Here is an 11,865-nt window from a genome sequence, read left to right on the forward strand (position 1 = left end):
CCCGCCGCTGGCTCGACGGGCTCGGCGACCGCGTGATGGCGCTCGGCAGCCTGGAGGCCAAGGGCCTGGAGTACGACGCGACGATCGTCGTCTCCCCGGCGGAGATCGCCGACGAGTCCCCCGCCGGTCTGCGCGTGCTGTACGTCGCCCTCACCCGGGCCACCCAGCAGCTGACGGTGGTCTCGGCGGACCGTGACGAACCGGATGCCGAAGGGGTGCCCGATCTGCTGAGGGACTGAGGACACGGCCAGGTCCGGATAAAGCGCCTGTGCCAGGGGAATGGTCCCAGGGCATCCGTTTGTTAGCCTGGATGTGGCACCGGCCCGATCCAAGCCCCCGGGCCCAACCTTCGTCGCTACGAGCGACCACTTGCCGCGAGGCGAGCATGGCGGGTCGGTGTCATCAAACGTTCGAGAGGCCCACGTCACGCGAGTGACGTGGGCCTCTTCTGCTCCCCGGGGCCTTTCGTATGATGGAAAACGTTGTCCGGAGTACGTCACGCGCCGGTGAACAAAACGTCCGCAATCCCGGGCGGCTACCTCGTACCGATCGGTAGGTGCGACGATCGGACAGCACATTTCGCGACACGGTAAGAAGCAGAGGAAGTCGGCCATGGCAACGGCGCCCAGCGTCTCCTACTCGATGACCATCCGGCTGGAGGTGCCCGCAGGCGGAACCGCGGTCTCCCAGCTCACCGGGGCAGTCGAGTCCCACGGAGGCTCGGTGACAGGCCTCGACGTGACGGCGTCCGGCCACGAACGGCTCCGCATCGACGTCACCATCGCGGCCACCTCCACCGCCCACGCCGACGAGATCGTCGAACAGCTGCGCGGTATCGAGGGCGTCACCCTGGGCAAGGTCTCCGACCGTACGTTCCTGATGCACCTCGGCGGCAAGATCGAGATGGCGTCGAAGCACCCCATCCGCAACCGTGACGACCTCTCCATGATCTACACCCCGGGTGTGGCCCGGGTCTGCATGGCCATCGCCGAGAACCCCGAGGACGCCCGCCGCCTCACCATCAAGCGCAACTCCGTTGCGGTCGTGACCGACGGTTCCGCCGTGCTGGGCCTGGGCAACATCGGCCCCAAGGCCGCGCTGCCGGTCATGGAGGGCAAGGCGGCCCTGTTCAAGCGGTTCGCCGGCATCGACGCCTGGCCGCTCTGCCTGGACACCCAGGACACCGACGCGATCGTGGAGATCGTCAAGGCCATCGCCCCGGGCTTCGCCGGCATCAACCTCGAGGACATCTCCGCGCCGCGCTGCTTCGAGATCGAGGCCCGGCTGCGCGAGGCGCTCGACATCCCCGTCTTCCACGACGACCAGCACGGCACCGCGATCGTCGTCCTGTCCGCGCTCACCAACGCGCTGCGGGTCACCAACAAGTCGATCGACACCATCCGCGTCGTGATGTCCGGCGCCGGCGCGGCCGGCACGGCCATCCTGAAACTGCTGACCGCCGCCGGTGTGAAGAACGCCGTGGTGGCCGACATCCACGGTGTGGTGCACGCGGGCCGCGAGGACCTGGTGGACGCCGCGCCCGGCTCCGCCCTGCGCTGGATCGCCGACAACACCAACCCCGAGAACCTGACCGGCACGCTGAAGGAGGCCGTGTGCGGCGCGGACGTCTTCATCGGCGTCTCCGCCCCGAACGTCCTCGACGGGGAGGACGTCGCCGCGATGGCCGAGGGCGCCATCGTGTTCGCGCTCGCGAACCCCGATCCCGAGGTCGACCCGGCAATCGCCCGTCAGACGGCGGCCGTTGTGGCCACCGGCCGCTCCGACTTCCCCAACCAGATCAACAACGTGCTGGTGTTCCCGGGTGTCTTCCGCGGTCTGCTGGACGCGCAGTCCCGCACCGTCAACACGGAGATGATGCTGGCCGCCGCGCAGGCGCTGGCCGACGTGGTGACCGAGGACGAGCTGAACCCGAACTACATCATCCCCAGCGTGTTCAACGACAAGGTCGCGGGCGCGGTCGCCGGAGCCGTGCGCGACGCGGCGAAGGCCGCGGGGGCGTAGCCGCCGGACGCGAAGAGGGCTGTGAGGATCACCACGCCCGGTTTGAACCGGCGCGTCGTGGAACCCGTAGATCCTGGCGGCCCTCTATCGTGGCGGCCAGACCCGGGCTCCGGCCCCTGCTGTCCGCTGCCGGAAGCGGACGGAGCGTCACCGCACCGAGCCCGTGGCGCTCTTCGTGTGACTCCCTCGGGTGTTCTCACGGCTTCCTGCGGGTGCCGGATTGGCATTACCGCCGCAGGTAGGGGCAGGATGCGTCTCTGGGCGCGAGGGTCTGACGACGGACCCGGGTCCGGGGACTCACCGAGGAACCTGGCAGCATCGGCTTCGCCGTGCCCGACATGCGGCTCCGCCGCGTGGCACGCCTCAACGGCAAGAAGAACACGGGAGTAAGAACATGAACCGCAGTGAGCTGGTGGCCGCGCTGGCCGACCGCGCCGAGGTGACCCGCAAGGACGCCGACGCCGTGCTGGCCGCGTTCGCCGAGGTCGTCGGCGACATCGTCTCCAAGGGCGACGAGAAGGTCACCGTCCCCGGCTTCCTGACCTTCGAGCGCACCCACCGGGCCGCTCGGACGGCGCGCAACCCGCAGACGGGTGAGCCGATCCAGATTCCCGCGGGATACAGCGTGAAGGTCTCCGCGGGCTCGAAGCTGAAGGAAGCGGCCAAGGGCAAGTAGCCTCGCCTTTCTGAGAGCGTCGTGGGCAACTGCGGGCCGGTTGTGGCTGGTCGCGCAGTTCCCCGCGCCCCTTCGGGGCGCCTGCCGCTCACGCCGATGGGGCGGTCACCCGAACCCGGGTGACCGCCCATCGGCGTACGTGGGAAAGCCGCCGCTACCCGAGTGCCTTGCCCGGGAGTTCGACCTTCGCGCCCAGCTCCATCAGCTTCTCCATGAAGTTCTCGTAGCCGCGGTTGATCAGGCCGATGCCGTGGACGCGCGAGGTGCCCTGGGCGGCGAGAGCGGCGATGAGGTAGGAGAAGCCGCCGCGCAGGTCGGGGATGACCAGGTCGGCGCCCTGCAGCCGGGTCGGGCCCGAGACGACCGCCGAGTGCAGGAAGTTCCGCTGGCCGAAGCGGCAGTGGGAGCCGCCCAGGCACTCGCGGTACAGCTGGATGTGCGCGCCCATCTGGTTGAGCGCGGAGGTGAATCCGAGGCGGGACTCGTAGACCGTCTCGTGGACGATCGACAGGCCCGTCGCCTGGGTCAGCGCGACCACCAGCGGCTGCTGCCAGTCCGTCTGGAAGCCCGGGTGCACGTCCGTCTCCAGCGCGATGGACTTCAACTGCCCGCCGGGGTGCCAGAAACGGATGCCCTCGTCGTCGATCTCGAAGGCGCCGCCGACCTTCCGGAAGGTGTTCAGGAACGTCATCATCGAGCGCTGCTGGGCGCCGCGGATGTAGACGTTGCCCTCGGTGGCCAGCGCGGCGGACGCCCACGAGGCGGCCTCCAGGCGGTCGGGCAGGGCACGGTGGGTGTAGCCGCCGAGGCTGTCCACACCGGTGATGCGGATCGTCCGGTCGGTGTCCATCGCGATGATCGCGCCCATTTTCTGCAGGACGCAGATCAGGTCCTCGATCTCCGGCTCCACCGCCGCGTTGGACAGCTCGGTGACGCCCTCCGCGAGCACCGCCGTGAGCAGCACCTGCTCGGTCGTGCCGACGGACGGGTACGGCAGCCGGATCTTGGTGCCGCGCAGCCGCTGCGGGGCCTCCAGGTACTGGCCGTCGGCCCGCTTCTCGATGGTCGCGCCGAACTGCCGCAGCACGTCGAAGTGGAAGTCGATGGGCCGGCCGCCGATGTCGCAGCCGCCCAGACCCGGGATGAAGGCGTGTCCGAGCCGGTGCAGCAGCGGGCCGCAGAACAGGATCGGAATCCGTGACGAACCGGCGTGGGCATCGATGTCAGCGACGTTGGCGCTCTCCACATGCGTGGGGTCGAGCAGCAGTTCGCCCGGTTCGTCCCCCGGACGGACCGTCACGCCGTGCAGTTGCAGCAGACCCCGTACGACCCGGACGTCACGGATGTCGGGAACGTTGCGCAGACGGCTCGGTGCGCTGCCCAGCAGCGCCGCCACCATGGCCTTCGGTACGAGGTTCTTCGCACCGCGGACACGGATCTCGCCCTCCAGCGGGGTTCCGCCGTGGACCAGCAGGACATCGTCGTTGACGGTCATGAATCTCGCGTTCCGTGGAGAGTGGGGCAGGGCCTGAATGCCACAGGGTAATCGTCCCCGCCCCCCCTTCAGTAAGCCCGCGGAGGGACGGGGACCGTCATGGCTCTGTCACAACACGAACCGTTCCGCCGCGGCCACGAGCGGTCACCGCGCCCCGGGTGCGCCGGACGCGCTCCCGTCCGCCCGTCCGTCCTCCCTCACCACCCCTCGCACCGGGGCTTCACCTGGCCGCTCCCGTGGATTCACGGCAGCATTCACTCGCGTACCCCCATTGCCTCCCCGTGTGAAGGACGGATGCGGGATCATGTCTGGCATGACCGAGGTGTCCTCGCTCACAGGGCGGCTGCTCGTGGCCACTCCCGCTCTGGCGGACCCGAACTTCGACCGCGCGGTGGTGCTCCTTCTCGACCACGACGAGAAGGGCTCCCTCGGTGTCGTCCTCAACCGCCCGACGCCGGTGGACGTGGGCGACATCCTCGAGGGCTGGGCGCGGCTGGCCGGTGAACCCGGTGTCGTCTTCCAGGGCGGACCGGTGTCACTGGACTCGGCCCTCGGCGTCGCCGTGGTGCCGGGGCAGGCCGCCGGGGAGGCCGCGCCGCCGGGCTGGCGCCGGGTGCACGGCGCGATCGGGCTGGTCGATCTGGAGGCCCCGCCGGAACGGCTCGCCTCCGTCCTCGGCTCCCTGCGCATCTTCGCCGGATACGCGGGCTGGGGGCCCGGCCAGCTGGAGGACGAGCTGGTGGACGGCGCCTGGTACGTCGTGGAATCGGAGCCGGGTGACGTGTCCTCCCCGTCGCCGGAGCGGCTCTGGCGCGAGGTGCTGCGCCGCCAGCGCGGCGAGCTGGCGATGGTGGCGACGTATCCGGACGACCCTTCGCTCAACTGATGCGTGTGAGCTTCAGTACCCTTGGCTGTTATGAGCACTCTTGAGCCCGAGCGCGGGACAGGTACGGGGACCCTCGTCGAGCCGACGCCGCAGACCTCCCACGGTGACGGTGACCACGAGCGCTTCGCCCATTACGTCCAGAAGGACAAGATCATGGCGAGCGCCCTCGACGGCACGCCCGTCGTGGCGCTGTGCGGCAAGGTCTGGGTGCCCGGCCGTGACCCGAAGAAGTACCCGGTCTGCCCCATGTGCAAGGAGATCTACGAGTCCATGAGCTCCGGCGACGACGACAAGGGCAAGGGCGACAAGTAGCCCCTCCCCGCTCCGCCGTTCCGTTCCCTCCGAGGCCCCCAGGGTGCGCTTTGCGCGCCCTGGGGGCCTTTGTACCGTCCGCGCGTTGCGCAGGGTGCGTCCGCCGGTCACGGAGTGGTGGAGACCTCTTGTGGCGCGGTTCACCCACTCCATAGCCTCCGGTGTGTTGTGCACAGCGAAACCGTCATTGCGTATGTTGCAACGCGTTCGGAGGGGCGACTCCATGAAGCTGTCCGCCCGCCTGGTCGCCGTCGCGGCCGTCCTCGCCACCGCCGCCTGTGCGCCCCAGACATCGGGCGACTCCTCCTCCGACAAGGACGAGAAGACCGGCACCCTGCGTGTCTGGCTCTTCCAGGAAGTCGGCAACAAACCCAAGGAACAGGTCGTCGACACCGTCCTCGCCGAGTTCGAGAAGGCGCACAAGGACACCGAGGTCACCGTCGAGTACATACCCGTCGAGACCCGCGCCCAGCGCACCAAGGCCGCCTTCAACGATCCGGCGTCCGCACCCGACCTCATCGAGTACGGCAGCACGGACACCGCCGGCTACGTGAAGGACGGCGGACTCGCCGACCTCACCGAGGAGTTCAACGCCTGGGACGAGGCCAGGGACACCGACCCCACCGCCCGGCAGTCCGTCACCGTCGACGGAAGGATCTACGGAGCGCCCTACTTCGTCGGCGTCCGCGCGCTGTACTACCGCACCGACGTCTTCGACGCACGCGGCCTCGACGTCCCCGGACACAGGCCGAGTTGGTCTCCACCGCCAAGAGGATCCGCGCCGCTGAGCCCGGGTTGTACGGCATCGCGGTCGGCGGCGCCTACACCTACGGCGCGATGCCCTTCATCTGGGCCCACGGCGGCGAACTCGCCACCGGCAAGGGCGGTTCGTACGCCTCCGCCATCGACAGCGCCGACGCCCGCAAGGGTATCGAGGCGTACACCTCGCTCTTCGGGGACGACAACTGCCCGGCCGCCAAGTGCGCCGGGATGACCGGCAACGACACCGTGACCGCCTTCGCCTCGGGCAAGGCCGCCATGGCCATCGGCGGCGACTTCAGCCACGCGGCCGTGGAGGCCGGCACGGTCAAGGGCAAGTACGCCGTCGTGCCGCTGCCCGGCGTCGAGGCCGGGTCCATCGCCCCCGCCTTCGCCGGCGGGAACAACCTCGGCGTCCTGAAGTCCACCTCGCACCGCACCCTCGCCGTCGACCTGATGAAGCGCCTCGCCTCCAAGAAGGCGCAGGGCGCTCTCTTCGAGGGCATGGGCTTTCTCCCCACCTTCTCCGACGTGCGGCAGCAGGCCGCCGCGAACGAGGCGTTCGTGAAGCCGTTCGTCGAGACGCTGGCCGCCGACACGAAGTTCGTACCGGCGTCGCCGGCGTGGGCGCAGATCGACTCGACGCAGGTACTGCCGACGATGTTCCAGGAGATCGTCTCCGGGAAGAAGGAGGTGGCGGCGGCCTCGGCGGACGCGGCGCGCAAGATGAACGAGGCGTTCGGCTCCGTCGGATGACGGGGTCCGTGAGCCAGGAGGTCCTCGAGCGGCGGCGCGTGCCGGCCGGACGGAGCGGGCCCCGCCCGCGCGGCGGTGGCCGCGGATCGGCAGCGGCACCGCGCCCCTCGGGCAGTTCCCGTACCCCGTGGCTGTACCTCGCGCCGGCTCTCGTGGTCCTCGGGGGACTGCTTGCCTGCCCCATCTACCAGCTCGGGCTGATCTCGCTCTTCCACTACACCCAGGCGCAGGTCAGCGGTGGCGAGCCGACCACCTTCGAGGGGTTCGGGAACTACGCCGAGCTCTTCGGCGACGAGCAGTTCTGGCAGGTGCTGCTGGCCACCCTGGTCTTCGCGGCGGCCTGCGTGGCCGGCACGCTGGCCGTGGGCTGCGCGCTCGCCGTGCTGCTCACCCGCGTGCGGGCCGTGCCGCGGCTGGCGCTGACGCTGGCCGCGCTCGGCGCCTGGGCCACCCCGGCGGTCACCGGCTCCACGGTCTGGCTGCTCCTCTTCGACGCCGACTTCGGGCCCGTCAACCGGATGCTGGGGCTCGGCGACCACTCGTGGACGTACGGGCGGTACAGCGCCTTCTTCCTGGTGCTGCTCGAAGTCGTGTGGTGCTCCTTCCCGTTCGTGATGGTGACGGTCTACGCCGGCATCCGCGCCGTACCGGCCGAGGTGCTGGAGGCGGCGGCCCTGGACGGGGCCTCGCAGTGGCGGATCTGGCGCTCGGTGCTCGCGCCGATGCTCCGGCCGATCCTGGTGGTCGTCACGATCCAGTCGGTGATCTGGGACTTCAAGGTCTTCACCCAGATCTACGTGATGACGGGCGGCGGCGGCATCGCGGGCCAGAACCTGGTCCTGAACGTCTACGCCTACCAGCGGGCGTTCGCGTCCTCGCAGTACAGCCTCGGGGCGGCGATCGGCGTGGTGATGCTGCTGATCCTGCTCGCGGTGACGCTGGTGTACCTGCGGCTGCTGCGCCGCCAGGGGGAGGAACTGTGAGCCTTGTGAGCCGGGACCGGGAACCCCGGGTGAATTCTGTGCGCCGGTTCGTGAGGCGTCCGGGACGCACGGCGGCGGAGGCGGCGGCGCTGCTGATCGCCGCGGTGGTGGCCTTCCCGCTGTACTGGATGGTGCTGAGCGCCTTCAGGCCGGCCGGGGAGATCGAGTCGGCCGAGCCGCGTCCCTGGACGCTCGCGCCCACGCTGGACTCCTTCCGGCGCGTGTTCGGGCAGCAGGATTTCGGCCGGTACTTCCTCAACAGCGTGGTCGTCGCGGTCGCCGTGGTGGTCGCCTCGGCACTGATCGCGTTTCTCGCCGCGACCGCCGTGACGCGATTCCGGTTCCGTATGCGGACCACCCTGCTGATCATGTTTCTGGTGGCCCAGATGGTGCCGGTGGAGGCGCTGACGATCCCCCTGTTCTCCGTCATGCGGGACTTCGGTCAGCTGAACATCCTGTGGTCGCTGATCCTGCCCCAGATCGCGTTCTCCCTGCCGTTCGCGATCTGGATGCTCAGGGGGTTCGTGAAAGCCGTTCCGGAGGCGCTGGAGGAGGCCGCCTACATCGACGGGGCGAGCCGTGCGCGCTTTCTCTGGCAGATCCTTTTCCCGCTCGTGCTGCCGGGTCTGGTCGCCACGAGGGTGTTCTCCTTCATCTCCACCTGGAACGACTTCCTGTTCGCCAAGTCGTTCATCATCAGCGACATCTCGCAGTCGACGCTGCCGATGGCGCTGCTCGTCTTCTGCAAACCCGACGACCCGGACTGGGGCGGGGTCATGGCGGCGTCCACCGTGATGACGGTTCCGGTCCTGGTCTTCTTCGTACTCGTTCAGCGGCGACTGGTCTCCGGACTGGGCGGCGCGGTAAAGGACTGACGTGACCGAACTGATTCCGGCGCCCCGCAGCGTCGTCGCCGGCCAGGGCGAGGTGCGGCTGACGGCGCACTCCCGGATCCACGCCGAACACGGGACGGAGGGCGTCGGTCACTGGCTGCGCACCGCCCTGTGGCAGGTGACCGGACTCCCGCTGCGCGAAGGGCGGGAACCCGACGACACGGACGAGGACGGCATCGGGCTCCGGCTCGACCCCGCACGCGGTCCCGAGGAGTACCGCCTCGTCAGCGACCGGCACGGCGTCCTGATCGAGGGCGGCGGCGCGGCCGGTGTCTTCCGGGGCGCGCAGACGCTGCGTCAGCTCCTCGGCCCGGACGCCTTCCGCAGGGCCCCGGTCCGCCGCGACCGGACCTGGACCGTGCCGTACGTCACGGTCGAGGACTCGCCCCGCTTCCGCTGGCGCGGACTGATGCTCGACGTCGCCCGGCACTTCATGCCCAAGGACGGCGTGCTGCGCTATCTCGACCTGATGGCGGCGCACAAACTCAACGTGCTCCACTTGCACCTGACGGACGACCAGGGCTGGCGCGTGGAGATCCGGCGGTATCCGAAGCTCACCGAAACCGGCTCCTGGCGCGCCCGGACGAAAATCGGGCACCGCGCCTCACCCCTGTGGGACGACAGGCCGCACGGCGGTCACTACACCCAGGACGACATCCGCGAGATCGTCGCCTACGCCGCCGAGCGGCATATCAGCGTCGTCCCCGAAATCGACGTACCCGGCCACTCGCAGGCCGCCATCGCCGCGTATCCGGAACTCGGCAACTCCGATGTCGTCGACACCGCCTCCCTGACCGTCTGGGACACCTGGGGGATCAATCCGAACGTACTCGCCCCCACCGACACCACCCTGCGCTTCTACGAAGGGGTGCTCGAGGAAGTCCTGGAACTGTTCCCCGCGGACGCCGGGCCGTTCTCGCCGTTCGTGCACATCGGCGGCGACGAATGCCTCAAGGAGCAGTGGCGCGCCTCGGACACCGCGCAGAAGCAGATCGGCAACCTCGGACTCCCGGACGAGGAGGCGCTCCAGTCCTGGTTCATCGGGCACTTCGACCAGTGGCTCGCCGCGCGGGGGCGCCGGCTGATCGGCTGGGACGAGATCCTGGAGGGCGGCCTGGCGCCGGGCGCCGCCGTGTCCTCCTGGCGCGGCTACTCCGGTGGGGTCGCCGCCGCCCGCGCGGGGCACGACGTCGTCATGTGCCCCCAGCAGTGGGTGTACCTGGACTACCGCCAGGACGCCGGCCCCGAGGAGCCGGTGCCGATCGGGTACGTGCGCACCCTGGAGGACGTCTACCGCTTCGAGCCCGTGCCGTCGGAGCTGACGGGCGAGGAGGCCGCGCGGGTGCTGGGCACCCAGGCCAACGTGTGGACCGAGGTGATGGAGGACCAGGAGCGCGTCGACTACCAGACCTTCCCCCGGCTCGCCGCGCTCGCCGAGGTCGCCTGGAGCGACCTGCCCGCCCCCGCCGGCCGGGACTTCGCCGGTTTCGAACGGCGGATGTCCGCCCACTACCGGCGCCTGGACGCCCTCGGGGTCGCCTACCGGCCGCCCACCGGGCCACTGCCCTGGCAGCGGCGTCCGGGCGTGCTGGGACGCCCGATCGACGGCCCGCCGCCGAACCTCTAGCCCGTACGTCCCCGGCCCCGGGGCGGGCCCGCTCCCCGCGCGCCCCGGTCGCCGAACGGCGTTCGCGCGCCCGTTCGTTGGCGGCCGGACAGGCCGTGTGATACGGGCACGAGCCGCACCGAAGGATGTCAATGCGGTGTGGTCCGGTGATGTCGGGTGAAATCGGCCTTGTCCGGGGTGAGGCGGGTGAATGCCTCCTAGCGGACCCCTGTCCTCGGCGCCTGCCAAGATGTGCCAGAGTTGCCACGTCCGCCCTGTGAGCACGTACCGTACGGCGCACAGGTGGGACCAGGTGGGGCAGCGGGAAGGGGCAGCCGGTTTTGAGCACGCACGCACCGCAGGCGGCGCAGGCCGTGACGCTGCCCACGACACTGGACGAGGCCGTCGCGGCCCTCACCGCCATGCCCGCCGCCGTACCCGTCGCGGGCGGCACCGACCTGATGGCCGCCGTCAACTCCGGGCAGCTCAGGCCCGCCGCCCTGGTCGGCCTCGGCAAGATCAGCGAGATCCGCGGCTGGCAGTACCTGGACGGACACGCGCTGCTCGGCGCCGGTCTCACCCACGCGCGGATGGGCCGCCCCGACTTCGCCGCCCTCATCCCGGCGCTCGCCGCCTCCTCACGGGCCGCCGGACCGCCGCACATCCGCAACGCGGGCACCCTCGGCGGCAACATCGCCTCCGCCGCCCCCACCGGGGACGCGCTGCCCGTCCTCGCCGCACTGGAGGCGACGCTGGTCGTCGCCGGTCCGGGCGGAGAGCGCCGCGAGGTCCCGGTGTCGCACCTGCTGACCGGCATGGACCTGCTGCGCCCCGGCGAACTCATCGGCTTCGTCCGGGTGCCGCTGCTGCACGCCCCCCAGGTCTTCCTGAAGGCGACCGGCCGCACCGGCCCCGGCCGCGCGGTCGCCTCCGTCGCCCTCGTGCTCGACCCCGCCCGCCGCGGGGTGCGCTGCGCCGTGGGCGCCATCGCGCCGATGCCGCTGCGGCCCCTGCAGGCCGAGCAGTGGGTCGCGCAGCTCATCGACTGGGACGACAACCGCGCGATCGTGCCCGAGGCACTGAACGCGTTCGGGGAGTACGTCGCCGCGGCCTGCATCCCCGACGCCGCCCCCGGCGAGGACGGCACCGTCCCACCGCTTCCGCCCGCGGTACTGCACCTGCGGCGCACCGTCGCCGCGCTGGCCCGACGAGCACTGGGGAGGGCGCTGTCGTGACCGACGACCAGCACGGAGAGGGCAGGCCCCCCGGCGGCAGCCGCTGGGACCCGCTGCCCCAGGGCGACTACGACGACGGCGCCACGGCCTTCGTGAACCTTCCCGAGGGGGGCATCGACGCCCTGCTGGACTCCATGGAGAGTCCGCTCGCCGCGCCCGGACACGGCTACGTGCCGCCGCAGATCACGGTCACCCCCGCGACCACCGCCGGCACCGATCCGGCGGCCACCGGGAGCTGGGCC

The 11,865-nt window shown here is 70.5% G+C and carries 10 protein-coding genes and 2 pseudogenes; 11 read left to right on the forward strand and 1 reads right to left on the reverse strand.

Going from position 1 to position 11,865, the window contains the following annotated elements:
- From B9S61_RS04985 to B9S61_RS04995, 3 genes are all read left to right on the forward strand, one after another.
- On the forward strand, window positions 1–239 hold a 239-nt coding region (locus B9S61_RS04985; protein ID WP_181007250.1), incomplete at its 5' end, for an ATP-binding domain-containing protein.
- A 373-nt stretch (window positions 240–612) separates the two neighbouring features.
- Window positions 613–2,022 (forward strand): NAD-dependent malic enzyme, encoded by a 1,410-nt coding sequence (locus B9S61_RS04990; RefSeq protein ID WP_103541104.1) that lies wholly within the window; start codon window positions 613–615, stop codon window positions 2,020–2,022.
- Window positions 2,023–2,416: 394 nt separating this feature from the next.
- The gene (locus tag B9S61_RS04995; RefSeq protein WP_004987462.1) at window positions 2,417–2,698 is read left to right on the forward strand and encodes an HU family DNA-binding protein; all 282 of its coding nucleotides are present in this window, start codon (window positions 2,417–2,419) and stop codon (window positions 2,696–2,698) included.
- 154 nt (window positions 2,699–2,852) lie between these two features.
- Here B9S61_RS04995 and murA read toward each other — a convergent pair whose 3' ends face one another.
- Window positions 2,853–4,193: a UDP-N-acetylglucosamine 1-carboxyvinyltransferase gene (gene murA / locus B9S61_RS05000; RefSeq protein WP_103541105.1), complete on the reverse strand. Its 1,341-nt coding sequence runs from the start codon at window positions 4,191–4,193 to the stop codon at window positions 2,853–2,855.
- A gap of 313 nt (window positions 4,194–4,506) precedes the next feature.
- Here murA and B9S61_RS05005 point away from each other — a divergent pair, with 313 nt between their 5' ends.
- The 8 genes and pseudogenes from B9S61_RS05005 to B9S61_RS05040 all read left to right on the forward strand — a co-directional run.
- Window positions 4,507–5,079, forward strand: coding sequence for a YqgE/AlgH family protein (locus B9S61_RS05005; protein WP_181007251.1), 573 nt, complete (start codon window positions 4,507–4,509; stop codon window positions 5,077–5,079).
- Between the two features lie 30 nt (window positions 5,080–5,109).
- On the forward strand, window positions 5,110–5,391 hold the full coding sequence (locus B9S61_RS05010; protein ID WP_003990595.1) for a DUF3039 domain-containing protein: 282 nt from the start codon (window positions 5,110–5,112) through the stop codon (window positions 5,389–5,391).
- Window positions 5,392–5,614: 223 nt separating this feature from the next.
- Window positions 5,615–6,906 (forward strand): annotated as a pseudogene (locus tag B9S61_RS05015) (extracellular solute-binding protein).
- On the forward strand, window positions 6,903–7,889 hold the full coding sequence (locus B9S61_RS05020) for a carbohydrate ABC transporter permease (protein WP_103541107.1): 987 nt from the start codon (window positions 6,903–6,905) through the stop codon (window positions 7,887–7,889). Before B9S61_RS05015 ends, B9S61_RS05020 begins: the two are co-directional and overlap by 4 nt.
- A 29-nt stretch (window positions 7,890–7,918) precedes the next feature.
- Window positions 7,919–8,764: a carbohydrate ABC transporter permease gene (locus tag B9S61_RS05025; protein ID WP_103541110.1), complete on the forward strand. Its 846-nt coding sequence runs from the start codon at window positions 7,919–7,921 to the stop codon at window positions 8,762–8,764.
- 1 nt (window position 8,765) lies between these two features.
- Entirely contained in the window at window positions 8,766–10,409 is a 1,644-nt protein-coding gene (locus B9S61_RS05030) for a beta-N-acetylhexosaminidase (protein WP_103541108.1), read from the forward strand.
- 320 nt (window positions 10,410–10,729) lie between these two features.
- Window positions 10,730–11,623 (forward strand): xanthine dehydrogenase family protein subunit M, encoded by an 894-nt coding sequence (locus B9S61_RS05035; protein ID WP_103541109.1) that lies wholly within the window; start codon window positions 10,730–10,732, stop codon window positions 11,621–11,623.
- Window positions 11,620–11,865 (forward strand): annotated as a pseudogene (locus B9S61_RS05040) (hypothetical protein); the annotation flags it as partial. The gene B9S61_RS05035 and the pseudogene B9S61_RS05040, both read left to right, overlap by 4 nt.

Source organism: Streptomyces sp. SM1 (genome assembly GCF_002910825.1).
GTDB classification, from domain to species: Bacteria; Actinomycetota; Actinomycetes; order Streptomycetales; family Streptomycetaceae; genus Streptomyces; species Streptomyces okerensis.

Coding starts and splice junctions, on each gene's coding strand:
- B9S61_RS04990 (WP_103541104.1), top strand. CDS start 613: ATGGCAACGGCGCCCAGCGTCTCCTACTCGATGACCATCCGGCTGGAG.
- B9S61_RS04995 (WP_004987462.1), top strand. CDS start 2,417: ATGAACCGCAGTGAGCTGGTGGCCGCGCTGGCCGACCGCGCCGAGGTG.
- murA (WP_103541105.1), bottom strand. CDS start 4,193: ATGACCGTCAACGACGATGTCCTGCTGGTCCACGGCGGAACCCCGCTG.
- B9S61_RS05005 (WP_181007251.1), top strand. CDS start 4,507: ATGACCGAGGTGTCCTCGCTCACAGGGCGGCTGCTCGTGGCCACTCCC.
- B9S61_RS05010 (WP_003990595.1), top strand. CDS start 5,110: ATGAGCACTCTTGAGCCCGAGCGCGGGACAGGTACGGGGACCCTCGTC.
- B9S61_RS05020 (WP_103541107.1), top strand. CDS start 6,903: ATGACGGGGTCCGTGAGCCAGGAGGTCCTCGAGCGGCGGCGCGTGCCG.